This window comes from Promicromonospora sp. NPDC090134 (genome assembly GCF_044746965.1).
Classification (GTDB): Bacteria; Actinomycetota; Actinomycetes; order Actinomycetales; family Cellulomonadaceae; genus Promicromonospora.
On sequence record NZ_JBIVCZ010000012.1, the window covers coordinates 78,026 to 92,155 of the forward strand.

The 14,130-nt window shown below is 72.3% G+C and carries 13 protein-coding genes; 6 read left to right on the forward strand and 7 right to left on the reverse strand.

Features of this window, described 5'->3' with window-relative positions; genetic code table 11:
- From ACIPN7_RS26030 to ACIPN7_RS26040, 3 genes are all read right to left on the reverse strand, one after another.
- Entirely contained in the window at positions 1 to 1,104 is a 1,104-nt protein-coding gene (locus tag ACIPN7_RS26030) for a ribosome small subunit-dependent GTPase A (RefSeq protein WP_400549431.1), read from the reverse strand.
- The gene (gene aroA / locus ACIPN7_RS26035; protein WP_400549433.1) at positions 1,104 to 2,411 is read right to left on the reverse strand and encodes a 3-phosphoshikimate 1-carboxyvinyltransferase; all 1,308 of its coding nucleotides are present in this window, start codon (positions 2,409 to 2,411) and stop codon (positions 1,104 to 1,106) included. The genes ACIPN7_RS26030 and aroA overlap by 1 nt, the downstream gene beginning before the upstream one ends.
- 88 nt (positions 2,412 to 2,499) lie before the next feature.
- Positions 2,500 to 2,973, reverse strand: coding sequence for a DoxX family protein (locus ACIPN7_RS26040; protein WP_400549434.1), 474 nt, complete (start codon positions 2,971 to 2,973; stop codon positions 2,500 to 2,502).
- A 377-nt stretch (positions 2,974 to 3,350) separates the two neighbouring features.
- Here ACIPN7_RS26040 and ACIPN7_RS26045 point away from each other — a divergent pair, with 377 nt between their 5' ends.
- Both ACIPN7_RS26045 and rsrA read left to right on the forward strand, forming a co-directional pair.
- The gene (locus tag ACIPN7_RS26045) at positions 3,351 to 4,097 is read left to right on the forward strand and encodes a sigma-70 family RNA polymerase sigma factor (RefSeq protein ID WP_400549436.1); all 747 of its coding nucleotides are present in this window, start codon (positions 3,351 to 3,353) and stop codon (positions 4,095 to 4,097) included.
- A complete protein-coding gene (gene rsrA / locus ACIPN7_RS26050; protein WP_400549438.1) occupies positions 4,094 to 4,375 on the forward strand; it encodes a mycothiol system anti-sigma-R factor in 282 nt (93 codons plus the stop codon). The genes ACIPN7_RS26045 and rsrA overlap by 4 nt, the downstream gene beginning before the upstream one ends.
- Positions 4,376 to 4,489: 114 nt before the next feature.
- Here rsrA and ACIPN7_RS26055 read toward each other — a convergent pair whose 3' ends face one another.
- On the reverse strand, positions 4,490 to 4,564 hold the full coding sequence (locus tag ACIPN7_RS26055; protein WP_156968370.1) for a 50S ribosomal protein bL37: 75 nt from the start codon (positions 4,562 to 4,564) through the stop codon (positions 4,490 to 4,492).
- Between the two features lie 156 nt (positions 4,565 to 4,720).
- Between ACIPN7_RS26055 and ACIPN7_RS26060 the strand changes: the two genes are divergently transcribed.
- Genes ACIPN7_RS26060 through ACIPN7_RS26070 form a run of 3 tightly spaced genes read left to right on the forward strand, consistent with a single transcriptional unit; the run spans position 4,721 to position 7,115 of the window.
- Positions 4,721 to 5,587, forward strand: a complete 867-nt coding sequence (locus ACIPN7_RS26060) for a DUF4097 family beta strand repeat-containing protein (protein WP_400549440.1) — start codon at positions 4,721 to 4,723, stop codon at positions 5,585 to 5,587.
- Positions 5,587 to 6,276 carry a PadR family transcriptional regulator gene (locus tag ACIPN7_RS26065; protein ID WP_400549442.1) on the forward strand — a complete coding sequence of 230 codons (690 nt, stop codon included), beginning with the start codon at positions 5,587 to 5,589 and terminating at the stop codon, positions 6,274 to 6,276. Before ACIPN7_RS26060 ends, ACIPN7_RS26065 begins: the two co-directional genes overlap by 1 nt.
- A 41-nt stretch (positions 6,277 to 6,317) precedes the next feature.
- Positions 6,318 to 7,115: a hypothetical protein gene (locus ACIPN7_RS26070; RefSeq protein ID WP_400549444.1), complete on the forward strand. Its 798-nt coding sequence runs from the start codon at positions 6,318 to 6,320 to the stop codon at positions 7,113 to 7,115.
- 116 nt (positions 7,116 to 7,231) lie between these two features.
- Here the strand turns inward: ACIPN7_RS26070 and ACIPN7_RS26075 are convergent, their stop codons facing one another.
- On the reverse strand, positions 7,232 to 7,825 hold the full coding sequence (locus ACIPN7_RS26075) for a GDSL-type esterase/lipase family protein (protein WP_400549587.1): 594 nt from the start codon (positions 7,823 to 7,825) through the stop codon (positions 7,232 to 7,234).
- A 142-nt stretch (positions 7,826 to 7,967) separates the two neighbouring features.
- The gene (locus ACIPN7_RS26080; RefSeq protein WP_400549446.1) at positions 7,968 to 8,912 is read right to left on the reverse strand and encodes an aldose 1-epimerase family protein; all 945 of its coding nucleotides are present in this window, start codon (positions 8,910 to 8,912) and stop codon (positions 7,968 to 7,970) included.
- A 166-nt stretch (positions 8,913 to 9,078) separates the two neighbouring features.
- Here ACIPN7_RS26080 and ACIPN7_RS26085 point away from each other — a divergent pair, with 166 nt between their 5' ends.
- Complete coding sequence (locus ACIPN7_RS26085; RefSeq protein ID WP_400549448.1) at positions 9,079 to 10,074, forward strand: aldo/keto reductase; 996 nt, start codon at positions 9,079 to 9,081, stop codon at positions 10,072 to 10,074.
- Positions 10,075 to 10,137: 63 nt separating this feature from the next.
- Here the strand turns inward: ACIPN7_RS26085 and ACIPN7_RS26090 are convergent, their stop codons facing one another.
- Complete coding sequence (locus ACIPN7_RS26090; RefSeq protein ID WP_400549450.1) at positions 10,138 to 13,974, reverse strand: multifunctional oxoglutarate decarboxylase/oxoglutarate dehydrogenase thiamine pyrophosphate-binding subunit/dihydrolipoyllysine-residue succinyltransferase subunit; 3,837 nt, start codon at positions 13,972 to 13,974, stop codon at positions 10,138 to 10,140.
- Positions 13,975 to 14,130 lie beyond the last annotated feature (156 nt).

The window sequence follows — 14,130 nt, forward strand, 5'->3', positions numbered from 1 at the left end:
TCAGGCGTCCGAGCCCGTCCGGGACGAGAGCAGGCGGCGGAACGAGGCGAGCCGGGCCGCCCGGGCCGGCCGCTCGTCGTCGGGGGAGGCCTCGACCCAGTCGTCGAGGGCGCAGTCGGGGGCGTCCGCGAGGTGTGTGCAGCCGCGGGGGCACTCCTGCGCCACCTCGTTCAGGTCCTCGAACGCCTGCAGCAGGTGCGCCACCTCGACGTGCGCCAGGCCGAACGAGCGCACGCCTGGGGTGTCGATCACCCAGCCGTCGAACGCCTCGCCGGGCTCGGCCGGCGCGCCGTCGTCCTCGGGCCCGGCCTCCGCGGCTCCGACCGGCAGCTGTAGCGCGACCGCCGACGTCGAGGTGTGCCGGCCACGCCCCGTCACGTCGTTGACCACGCCGGTGGCCCGCTTCGCCGCGGGCACCAACGCGTTGATCAGCGTGGACTTGCCGACGCCCGAGTGCCCCACCAGCACCGATGCCAGGCCGCGCAGCCGGTCCCGCACCTCCTCGACGGACTCGGGTGTGAGCACAACGGCGCCGTCGTCGCCCGAGGGTGCCCGCCGCGTCACCACCACCTCGACCCCGAGCGGCTCGTAGAGCTCGCGGAGGTGGTCGGGGGAGGCGAGGTCGGCCTTCGTCAGGCACAGGAGCACCGACATCCCGGCGTCGTACGCGGCCACGACGCAGCGGTCGATCATGCCCGTGCGCGGCTCCGGCTGGGCCAGCGCCGTGACGATGACGAGCTGGTCCGCGTTGGCCACGACGATCCGCTCGTAGGGGTCGGTGTCGTCCGCGGTGCGGCGCAGCGTGGAGGTGCGCTCCTGGATCCGCACGATCCGGGCGAGCGACCCCTCCCCGCCGGAGGTGTCGCCCACGACGTCGACCCGGTCGCCGACGACGACCCGCGTGCGGGTGAGCTCGCGGGCCTTCATCGCGGTGACCGTCACGTCCTCGTCGACCAGCAGCGTGTACCGCCCGCGGTCCACGCCGGTGACCAGCCCGGTCACGGCGTCCGAGTGCTCGGGACGCTGCTTGGTCCGGGGCCGGGACCCGCGCTTGGACGGGCGGGACTTGAAGTCCGACTCGTCGCGGATGTCGCGGTGGCCCATCAGCCCAGCATGCCCAGCCACATGCCCGTGAAGTCGGGCAGGGTCTTGGCCGTGGTGCCGATGTTCTCGACCAGTACCCCTGGTACCCGCAGGCCGAGCAGCGCGGCCGACGTGGCCATGCGGTGGTCGGCGTACGTGCGCACGACGTCGCCGCGCAGCGGCCGCGGCGTGATGACCAGTCCGTCGCGGGTCTCCTCCGCCTGCCCGCCGAGCCGCGTGATCTCCCGGGCCAGCGCGGCGAGGCGGTCGGTCTCGTGGCCCCGCAGGTGCGCGATGCCGCGCAGCCGGGAGGGGGAGTCGGCGAGCGCCGCCAGCGCGGCGAACGTCGGCGCGAGCTCGCCGCCGGCGTGCAGGTCGACGTCGATCCCGTGGATCTCGCCCGTCCCGGTGACGGACAGGACGCCGTCCGCCAGGGTGGACGTGCCGCCCATGCGCTCGAGCAGCTCGGGCACCATGGCGCCCGGCTGGGTGGTCAGCGTCGGCCAGCCGGGGACCCGGACGGTGCCGCCCGCCACGAGGGCGGACGCGAGGAACGGCGCCGCGTTGGACAGGTCGGGCTCGACGCGCACGTCGCGGCCGGCGATGGGGCCGGGCCGCACGCTCCAGATGCCGTCGCGCGAGTCGTCGACCTCGACGCCGACGTCGCGCAGCGTGGCGACCGTCATCTCGATGTGGGGCAGGCTCGGCAGCGTGGCGCCGATGTGCCGCAGGGTCAGGCCCCGCTCGAACCGCGCGGCGGCGAGGAGCAGGCCGGACACGAACTGGGAGGACCCCGAGGCGTCGACGTCCACGGAGCCGCCCGCCACGCTGCCGCGGCCCTCGACGGTGAAGGGGAGGAAGCTCGGCAGCTCACCCGGGTGCTCCGGGTCGTGCACCGTGACGCCGAGGGCGCGCAGTGCGGCGAGCACCGGCAGCATCGGCCGCACGCGGGCCTCGGGGTCGCCGTCGAACCGGACCGGGCCGTCGGCGAGGGCCGCGAACGGCGGCAGGAACCGCATCACCGTGCCGGCGAGCCCGGTGTCGACCTCCGTGCCGCCGGTGACCGGCCCCGGCGTGATGTGCAGGGTGCTCGGCTGGTCACCCTCCTCGATCCGCGCGCCGAGGGCGCGCAGGGCACCGATCATCAGGTCCGCGTCCCGGCTGCGCAGGGCGCCGCGCAGGGTGCCGGGGGAGTCCGCGAGGGCGGCGAGAACCAGGAGCCGGTTGGTCAGCGACTTGCTGCCGGGTACCTCGACCGTCGCGTCCAGCGGTGCGCCGGCGAGCGGCGCCTCCCATGTCGGTGCGGGCGCGGTGGTCGAAGAAGTCATGTGCCGAGATTATCGCGGAGCGGGCCCGCGCGGCGGCTCGTGTCAGACACCCAGGTCACCCGGGTGACCTGGGTGTCTGACACGGCGGTCACGCGTCGGCGGCAGCGGCCTTCGCGTCCGCCCGTGCGGCCCGCGCCTGCTGGACGCGCCACGACATGCCCGGCCGGCCCTCGAGGTCCGCGCCGGCGATGAGGGCGGCGCCGACCGAGGCGAGGTTGTGCAGGAACCGGTCGGTACGCGCGGGCCGCTCCGCCTTGGGCGCGGTGAAGGGCTGGTTCACGACGGCGAGCGGCAGCGTCAGCAGCGCGAGGGCGAGGGCGGAGGCGCGCGGCGCCTTGCCCAGCGCGAGCAGCGTGCCCGCCGTGGCGGTCGCGATCCCGTGCGCGCGCACGAGCGTTGCGACCTGCTTCTCGCTGAGCGGCTCGGCACCGAGTGCCTTGGTCGCCAGAGCCGATCCCGTGCGGGCGGCGGCCACGTGCTCGCTCGGCTTCCGGGCAGCCCGCACGCCGTCGTAGATGAACGAGGAGGCCAGCAGCGGTCGCGCGATGTGTCGAAGCAGCATGGCTCCACCTTGGCAGATGTGGGCGGCAGGCGCAGCAGGATGCCCCGCGAGCCGCCGGGAATTCGCGGCCGGGGACGACGGTTGAAGGGGACGTGGAGCGATGCCTCGAGAAGGATGCGGTGAACGACACGGTGATCGGCACGGTGACAAACGCAACAACCAGCCCGGAGACCAGCGGCCTGCCCGGAACGACGGCAGGTTCGGCGGCGGTCGCGCAGAGCGCTCCCCTGATGTTCGGAGCAGTCCCGACGCACCTCCTGGACGCGGGCACGGACTCGGCGAAGGCCACGGCGGACGTCCTGTCCGGCAGCGTGCCGAGCGCTTTCGGCGCCCTTCCGGCCAACACCGGCTGGCCGACGCGGCTAGGCTCAAGGGCGATGACTGACACTTCCCGCGAGCAGAACCAGGGCACAGGCGCCGATGCCGGCAGCGCCGACGTCGAGGCGCGCCCCGGCGAGGCCGCGAGCGAGGCCGTCGCCGGGACCACGGGCGTGGACGCCGACGCCGACGCCGAGGGAACCGAGCGGTCCCCCGAGGAGGAGGACGCGACGGCCCGCGCCGCGCGGTTCGAGCGGGACGCCCTGCAGTACCTCGACCAGCTCTACTCCGCGGCGCTGCGCATGACGCGCAACCCCGCGGACGCGGAGGACCTGGTGCAGGAGACGTTCGCCAAGGCGTTCGCGGCGTTCCACCAGTACCGGCCGGGCACCAACCTGAAGGCCTGGCTGTACCGGATCCTCACGAACACGTTCATCAACAGCTACCGCAAGAAGCAGCGCGAGCCGCAGCAGTCCCAGGCGGAGGACGTCGAGGACTGGCAGATCGCGCGCGCGGCGTCGCACACGTCGCGCGGCCTGCGCTCGGCCGAGGCCGAGGCGCTGGACCGGCTCCCGGACAGCGATGTGAAGCGGGCGCTCGCCGAGCTCCCGGAGGACCGACGGATGGTCGTCTACTACGCCGACGTCGAGGGCTTCCCCTACAAGGAGATCGCGGAGATCATGGGGACGCCGATCGGGACCGTCATGTCCCGTCTGCACCGCGGACGCCGGCAGCTGCGTGAGCTCCTCGCCGACTACGCCGCTCAGCGAGGACTCGTCAGCCAGGCGCCCGGAGGTGCGCAGTGAACAACATCGAACCCGTCCCGCACGACACGGCGGGGGAGTCCGAGTGCGAGCACGCACTGACGCACCTGTACGAGTACCTGGACTCCGAGATGACGCCGGACGACGAGCAGCGCATGCGCGCCCACGTCGCCCACTGCTCGCCGTGCCTGGCGGAGCTGAGCGTCGAGGACCTGGTGAAGCAGCTCGTGAAGCGGTCGTGCAACGAGCGCGCGCCGGACACGCTGCGCATCAGGATCCATGAGCAGCTGACGGTGATGACGGTCGTCGAGACCGCCTAGCACCGGGCATGACGAAGGGCCGGTACCCCGCGGGGGTGCCGGCCCTTTCGTTTGCTCAGGCTGTTCGCCTCAACAACGGCTCAGGCTGTTCCTTTGAACGCCAGAGCCTGCGGTTCAGGCGTTGGGACGCTTGCCGTGGTTGGCGGCCGAGCCCTTGCGGCTACGGCGCTTGCGACCGCGCTTGCTCATGGGTGTCTCCTGACAGGTGACGGACTGAATGGCTCAATGGTCCCACAGATCCGGGGGTTGTCAGGCCGCACGGGGTTGTCAGGTCGAGTAACGCGATATATCGTGTCTGGCATCAACGCGATATATCGCGTTCAGGACCGAGCGCCGGAGGCACCCATGAGCACGGACAGCTGGACCGTCACCGGTCCGCAGACCATCGAGCTGCGCGACGTGACCACCGTGGACGCCCACGTCGTCGACGGCCGCCTCGACGTCGTCGCCCACGACGAGCCCGTCGTCCGCGTCGAGGTGCACTCGGTCGAGGGCCGGACCCTGGAGGTCCGCCTCGAGGACGGCCGCCTGGTCATCGAGCACGAGAGCGGCCTGGGCGGCTGGGGCTCGTTCATGAAGCGGTTCGCCGACTTCGGCGGCAAGGCGCGCGCCGACATCCACGTCGCGGTGCCCGCCGGCACCGCGGTGCGCCTGGGCACGATCCGCGGCGAGTGCCTCCTGGCGGGCACGACGGCGGGGGCGTCCGCGTCCACCGTCTCCGGCTCCCTGCTGGTCTCGCGCACGGCGGGCGACCTCAAGCTGAACACCGTCTCCGGCGAGGTGACGGTCCGCGACCACGTGGGCGACATCACGAGCAACACCGTGTCCGCCGACGTCGTGGTGAGCGGGTCCGCCGAGAACGTCGTGTCGTCGTCGGTCTCCGGGGACGTGACGATCGACCTGGCGACCCAGCCGCGGTCGGTCAAGGTCAACTCGGTGTCCGGGAACCTGCTGCTGCGCGTGCCGGACGACGGCGCGGTGGCCGTGTCGGCGCAGAGCGTCAGCGGGCGTGTGACGGTGGGTGGTGCCCAGTTCTCCGGCGGCGGCGGTGCCACGTTCTCCGGCGTCGGCCGCACCGATGCCGGGCCGGCCGGCCAGGGGACCACCCGCCTGCGGGCGACCAGCGTCTCCGGCGAGGTCACCGTCGTCGGCGGCCTGCAGGACGCCCCCGTCGACGCCACCCCCGCGGACCACTCGCCCGTGGAGCCGTGATGCCACCGGTCTTCGCCCACGGCGAGCTGCGCCTGTACCTCCTGGTGCTGCTCATGGACGGGCCCCGGCACGGGTACGAGCTCATCACCGAGCTCACCCGGCGCTTCGGGGGCACGTACCGCCCCAGCGCGGGGACCATCTACCCGCGGCTGGCCCGGCTCGAGGAGGAAGGGCTGGTGCGCCGTTCCGCGCCCGGACCGTCCGGCACGCCGGGCGCCTCCGGCGCGGGGCGCAAGGGCACGTACGAGCTCACGCCCGCCGGCCAGTCGGAGCTCGACGCCCGCCTCGACGACGTCAGGCGCCTGGAGCGCAGCGTCGCCGAGACGGTACGCAGCCTCGCGGACGACGTGCGGGCCGACATCCGCGACACGATGCGCGGCCTGCGGGCCGAGCTCGCGGCCGCGGCCCAGGAGGCGCGCACCCGCCCGCGACCGGGCCCGGGCACCACGCCGGACCCGCGCCGCACGCAGTCCAACTCGCTGCGGCACGACGCCGAGGCGGTGCTGCAGCGGTTCCGCAACGACGTGCTGGCCGACCTGCGAGAGGCCGACGTCGCCGGTACGGTGTCGGCGCTGACCGTGGAGACGCTGCGCACCGTCCTCGACTCGGCGCGGTCCGCGATCCGTGGGACCCTGCCGAACAGCGCGAGCAGCTCACCGCCCGGCGCACACCGCACGAGCCCGCAATGACCAGATCAGTGACCCCCCATCCCCATGAACGGAGCACAGCGATGACCACCGAGTCCTGGAGCGTGGCCGCACCGCAGACCATCGAGGTCGGCGGCGCCACGACCCTGACCGTCCGACTGACGAACGGCCGCGCTGAGATCGTGGCCGACCCGAACCGCACGTCCGGTGCCGTCGTGGAGGTTGTCGAGGTCTCGACGCGGCCGCTGCAGGTCCTCGCCGAGCACGGCAACCTCCGGGTCGCGTACGACTTCCCGGGCCTCGAGGGCTTCGTGGACCGGTTCCGCGGCCTCAAGGACCAGGACAGCGCCGTCGTGCGGATCACCGTGCCGGCCACGTCCGTGGTCGACGTCGCGACCGTGGGCGCCGAGGTGGTGGTGACCGGCGCGCAGGCCGGCGTGAACGTGAAGACCGCGGGCGGCGCCATCACCGTCACCGGGACCACCGGTTCCGTGACCACCAAGTCCGGCACGGGAGCCGTGAGCATCGCGGAGCACTCGGGCGACGCGTCGGCCACGACCGTGTCCGGCGCCGTGTCGCTCACGGGCGCCCTGGGCCGGGTCTCGGTCCAGACCGTGTCCGGGGCGGTCGACGTCACCGCCGTCGGCACCACGCCGCTGGTCAACGCCAAGACGGTCTCCGGCGCGGCGGCGGTCCAGCTCGACGCCGGCGCACCGGTCAACCTCCGGGCGCGCAGCGTGACGGGCAAGGTCGTGATCGACGGGGCGCAGGCGACGTCGAGCGCGCAGCGCACCGTCGTCGTCGACCACGCGGAGCCGGGTGCCGCGGCCTACATCTCGACCAACACGGTCTCGGGAACGGCCACGATCACCCGCGGCTGATGCCGAGGTAGAACTGTGGCGAGGTAGACCTGTGGCGAGGTAGAACTGGGGCCGGGGTGCTGATCAGCACCCCGGCCCCAGTTCTACCTCGCCGTAGTTCTACCTCGGCAGGATGATCAGGCGACCTCGTCCTGGGGCAGCCCCAGCCAGCTGTGCCAGCCCGTGTGCAGCACCAGCCACGCCATGAGCCCGTACCCGGCCTGGCCGGGGTAGGTGCCGCCGCCCTGAGCCAGGTCGGCCAGCCACTGCTCGTGCTGCGCCAGCGGCGTGTACGTGTCGACGTACGGCACGCGGCGCCTGCTGGCGACGTCGGCGAACGCGTCGGAGAGCTCCGCGATCCGGTCGCCCTCCGCGGGCGCGCCGGGCGGCGGCCCGACGACGAACGCCGCCGTACGGTTCGCGTCCGCGACGTCGAGGATGTTCGCCAGGTTCAGGCGCGAGCGCGCGACCGTGAGCCCCGCGGCGACGTCGTGCCGCCCCAGGGCCACCACCAGGCGGTTCTCGACCTCGGAGTCCAGGCCGAACCGCGCCGCGGTCTCGGCCTCCCAGCGGGCGCCGAGCTGCGTGCTGTTCTCGCCGGGGACGGCGAGCGTGAAGAGCATGGCGGGCCGGGCGAAGTGGGTACGCGCGACGACACGGCCGGTCCAGCCGAGCGCACGGGCGTCTCCGACACCCGTGGCCAGCTCGTCACCGACGACGCAGATGCGCACCTCGCGATCCTGCAACGGACTCTCCTTGCCTGTTCCCGGCAGCCTGGCGGACGGCCGGTTCCTCATTGTGGTGCACGGAGCGCGGCCGATCGGTGACAACGCGCCGACGGCCGCGTGCCGCGTCGCGACAACGCGGGGATCGTCAGAGCAGGGTCATCCCCCAGCGGACGCCGTGGTGCGCGCCCGGGGCGAGGTGCACGAGCCGCTCGCCGGTGCGGAAGGCGTCCGCGACGCAGCTCATCGGCTCGGCGGCGAGGCCCATCCGCCGGCGGTCCGGCTCGATGTGGTCGCCCGTGCAGACCTGCCAGACGTCCTGCGACTCGTCCATCCAGACCGCCGCCGTCTTCCCGTCGGGGCCGGTCAGGTGGGCCCAGGACAGGCCGACCTCGTCCCGGATGACGTCCACGTACGCGTCGTCCAGGTCGACGCCGGCGGCGCTGCGCGCCTCCCGCAGGTCGAACATGCCCGACGCCGGCTCGGTGCCGGTCGGCAGCAGCCGCTCGTCGGTCGTGACGCGGGTCGCGGCGTCCAGCCGCAGCGTGCACTCGTCCAGGTCGGCGCCGCCCGTGGACAGCCACGGGTGGAACCCGCAGCCGTACGGCGCGGTGTCGGCGCCCACGTTGGTGACGTCGAGGGTGATCTCGAGGCCCGCGTCGGACAGGGAGTAGCGCATCTGCGCCACGAGCTGGAACGGGTAGCCCGGCCGGGCCACCAGCTCGAGCTCGAGCGTGACGGCGGAGCCCGTGTGCTCCACCACGGACCAGCGGTCGAACGCCGCCAGGCCGTGCAGCGCGGTGTTGCGCGCCGGCTCGGTCACGGGGAGCTGGTGGCTCACGCCGCCGTACTCGTAGGCGCCGTCCCGCAGGCGGTTGGGCCACGGGATGAGGACCGCGCAGTTGAACACGGGGTTGATCTCGTCGGCGCCGAACGGCACCACGACATCACGGCCGTCCACCGAGTACTCTCGCAGCGCCGCACCCACCTGGGTGACGGTGGCGCGATGGCCCGCGTGGCTGATGCGGAACTGGTCCCCGGAAGGATGGGGCCTTGCGGCAGCAACCGGAGGAATTTCTGTCGTCACACTCACACCGTAACCGTAGGGCAAGTTTCGCCTGCGCCACGTAGCGTGAGACAGCAGACTAGAGAGCAGGCTAGACGGTCGGGCCCCACACAGCACGCGGGGCCCCTGACGAACTGGACCCGACGACGGGTCCGCGCGGGCAGCTCTGCCCGCCCCAGCAGTAGGAGGAACCATGGAACAGCAGGTACTCGGACGGACTGGTCGGCTCGTATCGGCCGTAGGCCTGGGCACCTGGCAGCTCGGCGCTGACTGGGGAGAGGTCAGCGAGAGCGATGCCCACGCCGTTCTCGAGGCCTCGCTCGAGGCCGGGGTGACCTTCTTCGACACCGCGGACGTCTACGGCGACGGCCGCAGCGAGCAGGTGATCGGCGCGTTCCTCAAGGAGCACCCCGAGGCCGGGATCACCGTGGCCACGAAGATGGGCCGGCGCATGGACCAGGTGCCGGAGAACTACGTGCTGGAGCACTTCCGCGAGTGGACCGACCGCTCCCGGCAGAACCTCGGTGTCGACCGCCTGGACCTGGTGCAGCTGCACTGCCCGCCCACGGTCGTCTACTCCACGGACGCCGTGTACGACGCGCTCGACGAGCTCGTGTCCGACGGCGTGATCGCGGCGTACGGCGTGAGCGTCGAGAAGACCACGGAGGCCCTGGAGGCCATCGCGCGCCCGAACGTCGCGTCCGTGCAGATCATCCTCAACGCGTTCCGGCTCAAGCCGCTCGACGAGGTGCTGCCCGCGGCGTCCGCGGCGGGCGTCGGCATCATCGCGCGCGTGCCGCTCGCCTCCGGGTTGCTCTCCGGCAAGTACACCAAGGACACGGTGTTCGCGGAGAACGACCACCGCAGCTTCAACCGCGACGGAGCCGCCTTCGACGTCGGCGAGACGTTCTCCGGCGTGCCCTACGAGGTGGGCCTCGAGGCGGCGGCCCGGTTCACCGAGCTGTCCCGGGAGATCCTGGGCGACAGCCTCACGCCGGCCCAGGCCGCGATCGCGTGGGCGTGGCAGCGGCCGGGCGTCTCGTCCGTCATCCCGGGCGCGCGCAACGTGGAGCAGGCCCGGGCCAACGCGGCCGCGGGCGCCGCCGAGACGCTGGGCCCGCTGTTCATGTCGGGCGTGCGGGAGATCTACGACGAGCTGATCAAGGAGCACGTCCACGACCGGTGGTGACACCGCTCGGACACGCCAAAGGGCGGGCACCCCGTGGGGTGCCCGCCCTTTCGTCTGTGCGGGTCAGCCGCGCGTGAAGGCCTGCTCCAGCAGCGTCTTCTGCTGCGCCTGGTGCAGCTTCGCCGTACCGGCGGCCGTCGAGGCCGACGCCGGGCGGGAGACCACCTTGACGTACGGGACGTCCAGCGGCAGCGCCAGGTGGATGAAGCCCCACGCGCCCTGGTTCTGCGGCTCGTCCTGGACCCAGACCACCTCGGCGTCGCCGTACTTGGCGATCTCGGCGCGGATGTCCGCCTCCGGGAACGGGTACAGCTGCTCCAGGCGGACGATGGCCACGCCCTCGTCGCCGCGCTTGGTGCGCTCGGCGAGCAGGTCGTAGTACACACGACCGGTGCACAGGAGCACGCGGTCAACCTTGGCGGTGTCCGCCGTCGCGTCCGGGATGACCTCCTGGAACGTGCCCGAGGTGAAGTCCTCCACCGCGGACGCCGCCGCCTTGAGGCGCAGCAGCTGCTTGGGCGTGAACACCACCAGCGGTCGGCGCGGCCGGGCGTAGGCCTGGCGGCGCAGCAGGTGGAAGTACGACGCCGGCGTGGACGGCTGCGCGATGGTGATGTTGTCCTCGGCGCCGAGCTGCAGGAACCGCTCGATGCGGGCCGACGAGTGGTCGGGCCCCTGGCCCTCGTACCCGTGCGGCAGCAGCATGACGACGGAGGACGACTGGCCCCACTTCTGCTCGGCGGACGAGATGAACTCGTCGATCACCGTCTGGGCGCCGTTGACGAAGTCGCCGAACTGCGCCTCCCAGAGCACCAGGGCGTCCGGGCGCTCCACCGAGTAGCCGTACTCGAAGCCGAGTGCCGCGTACTCCGACAGCGAGGAGTCGTAGACCCAGAACTTGGCCTGGTCGCCCGACAAGTACAGCAGCGGGGTCCACTCGGCGCCGGTCTCCCGGTCGTGGAGCACCGCGTGCCGCTGCACGAACGTGCCGCGCCGCGAGTCCTGGCCGGCGAGGCGCACCGGGGTGCCCTCCGCGAGCAGCGTGCCGAAGGCCGCGAGCTCGCCGAAGCCCCAGTCGATGCCGCCTTCCTTGGCCATGAGCTGGCGCTTCTCCAGCAGCTGGGCCAGCTTCGGGTGGACCGTGAAGTCCTCCGGCGGCGTGGTGTGCACGTCGCCGACCCGCTGCAGCGCGTCGTGGGAGACCGCGGTCTGCCAGCCGACCATCGTGCCGGCGTCCTCGCGCTGCGACTCGGGCCGCTCCAGACCCGCGAGGTGCTCCGTCTCCGGGGCGGGCGTGAAGCCGGACTTGGTCTCGGTGAAGACCCGCTCGAGCTGCGACTGGTAGTCCTGCAGCGCGTGCTCGGCCTCCTCGACGGTGATGTCGCCGCGCGCGACCAGGTTCTCGGTGTACAGCTTGCGCACCGAGCGCTTGGTCTCGATGAGGTTGTACATGAGCGGCTGCGTCATCGACGGGTCGTCGCCCTCGTTGTGCCCGCGGCGGCGGTAGCAGATGAGGTCGATGATGACGTCCTGGCCGAACTGCTCGCGGAAGGCGAAGGCGAGCTCCGCCGTGCGGACGACGGCCTCGGGGTCGTCACCGTTCACGTGCATGACGGGGACCTGGTAGCCCTTGGCGACGTCGGTCGCGTAGGTGGTCGACCGCGACGCCGTCGGGCCGGTGGTGAAGCCCACCTGATTGTTCACGACCACGTGGATGGTGCCGCCGGTGCGGTACCCGCGCAGCTGCGACAGGTTCAGCACCTCGGGGACCACGCCCTGACCGGCGAAGGCCGCGTCGCCGTGCACCAGGATCGGCAGCACGGAGAAGCCGTCGCCGCCGAGGTCGATGCGGTCCTGCTTGGCGCGGACGATGCCCTCGAGCACCGGGTCCACGGCCTCCAGGTGCGACGGGTTGGCCGCGAGGTAGACGCGCGTGGTGGCGCCCGACTCGGAGGTGAACGTGCCCTCGGTGCCGAGGTGGTACTTCACGTCACCGGAGCCCTGGACGCTCTTGGGGTCGAGCTGGCCCTCGAACTCCTTGAAGATCTGGCCGTAGCTCTTGCCCGCGATGTTCGCCAGCACGTTGAGGCGGCCGCGGTGGGCCATGCCGATGCCGACCTCGTCGAGGCCGCCCTCGGCGGCGCGCGACAGGATCGCGTCGAGCAGCGGGATCAGGGACTCGCCGCCCTCCAGCGAGAAGCGCTTCTGCCCCACGAACTTGGTCTGCAGGAACGTCTCGAAGGCCTCGGCGGAGTTCAGGCGGCGCAGGATGCGCAGCTGGTCCTCGCGCGGAGTCTTGGCGTAGCCGGCCTCCAGGCGCTCCTGGAGCCACTTGCGCTGACCCGGGTCGGCGATGTGCATGTACTCGATGCCGATGGTGCGGCAGTACGAGTCGCGCAGCAGGCCGAGGATGTCGCGCAGCGTCGCCTTCGGCTTGGGGCCGAAGCCCGCCGTCGGGAACGTGCGGTCCAGGTCCCACAGCGTCAGGCCGTGGTTCTGGATGTCCAGGTCGGGGTGCTTGCGCTGGCGGTAGGCCAGCGGGTCGGTGTCCGCCATCAGGTGGCCGCGCGAGCGGTACGCCTGCACGACCTCGGCGATCTTGGCCGGCTTGGCGGCCTCGACGTCGGCGTCGACCGTGTTGTCACGGACCCAGCGGACGGGCTCGTAGGGGACACGCAGCGCCGCGAAGACGCGGTCGTAGAAGCCGTCCAGGCCGAGCAGCTTGTTCGAGATGATCTTCAGGAACTCGCCGGACTGGGCGCCCTGGATGATGCGGTGGTCGTAGGTCGACGTGACCGTCATGACCTTCGAGATGCCCATCCGGGCGAGCTGCTCCTCGGACGCGCCGGCGAACTCCGCCGGGTAGTCCATGGCGCCGACGCCGATGATCGTGCCCTGCCCCTGCATGAGGCGCGGCACCGAGTGCACGGTGCCGATGCCGCCGGGGTTGGTCAGCGAGATCGTGGTGCCCTGGAAGTCCGGCACGGCGAGCTTGTTGCCGCGGGCCTTGCGGACCAGCTCCTCGTAGGCCGCCCAGAACTCGGCGAAGTCGAGCTCCTCGGCCTTCTTGATGCTGGGCACCAGGAGCTGGCGCGAGCCGTCCGGCTTGGCCAGGTCGATCGCGAGGCCGAAGCCGACGTGCGCGGGCTGGTTCACGCCCGGCTTGCCGTCGACCGGCTCGTAGTGGGCGTTCATGACCGGCATGTCGGCCAGCGCCTCGACCAGCGCGAAGCCGATGAGGTGCGTGAACGAGATCTTGCCGCCGCGTCCGCGCTTGAGGTGGTTGTTGATGACGATGCGGTTGTCGACCATCAGCTTCGCGGGCACGGCGCGCACCGAGGTGGCGGTGGGGACCTCCAGCGAGGCCTCCATGTTCGTGACCACGCGCGCGGCGGGGCCGCGCAGCTTCTGGATGTCGTCGACGGCGTCCGGGTGCGCCACCGGGCGCTCGAACGTGTCCGCGTAGTGCGTGGTGGGCGGCGTGGCGATCGGGCTGGCCGGGTTGACCTTCGGGTCGGCCGGCAGGGCCTTCTCACGCACCGGCTGCTCGGCCTCGGCGGCGGCGGTGCCGCCGGTCACCGGGCCGGCGCTCGGGGCGGGTGCCTCGGGCACGGGCGTCGCGGGCACGGGCGTCGCGGCGGGCGCGGCAGCCGTGCCCGCCGCGGGTGCGGCCGTAGGCGCCGCGGTCGGTGTCGGGGAGGCCGGGGCGGGCGCCGCAGCGCCGTCCTTCGCGGAACCGTTCTCGCCCGGCGTGTAGTCGGCGAAGAAGTCCCACCACGCGGGGTCCACCGCGTTCTTGTCCTTCAGGTACTGCTGGTAGAGCTCGTCCACAAGCCATTCGTTGGCTCCGAATGACGAGCTCGCCACGCTGATCGACTCTGAACCAGCCTTAGGGGACACGCGCGGATCGCCCACCTTCACCACAGTTGCGTTCGTCGCGCGCCGCACAGGGGTCACAGCGCGCACAGCCCGAATGATTTTCGGACCCTCCAAGGGTAGGCCCTTCGCGCTCCGCGGGGGGCGTGATCCCGCGGGTGTTGCGGGCGGGTCCGGTGT

Coding starts and splice junctions, on each gene's coding strand:
- ACIPN7_RS26045 (WP_400549436.1), top strand. CDS start 3,351: ATGACTGACACTTCCCGCGAGCAGAACCAGGGCACAGGCGCCGATGCC.
- ACIPN7_RS26060 (WP_400549440.1), top strand. CDS start 4,721: ATGAGCACGGACAGCTGGACCGTCACCGGTCCGCAGACCATCGAGCTG.
- ACIPN7_RS26030 (WP_400549431.1), bottom strand. CDS start 1,104: ATGGGCCACCGCGACATCCGCGACGAGTCGGACTTCAAGTCCCGCCCG.
- ACIPN7_RS26070 (WP_400549444.1), top strand. CDS start 6,318: ATGACCACCGAGTCCTGGAGCGTGGCCGCACCGCAGACCATCGAGGTC.
- ACIPN7_RS26040 (WP_400549434.1), bottom strand. CDS start 2,973: ATGCTGCTTCGACACATCGCGCGACCGCTGCTGGCCTCCTCGTTCATC.
- ACIPN7_RS26085 (WP_400549448.1), top strand. CDS start 9,079: ATGGAACAGCAGGTACTCGGACGGACTGGTCGGCTCGTATCGGCCGTA.
- aroA (WP_400549433.1), bottom strand. CDS start 2,411: ATGACTTCTTCGACCACCGCGCCCGCACCGACATGGGAGGCGCCGCTC.
- ACIPN7_RS26065 (WP_400549442.1), top strand. CDS start 5,587: ATGCCACCGGTCTTCGCCCACGGCGAGCTGCGCCTGTACCTCCTGGTG.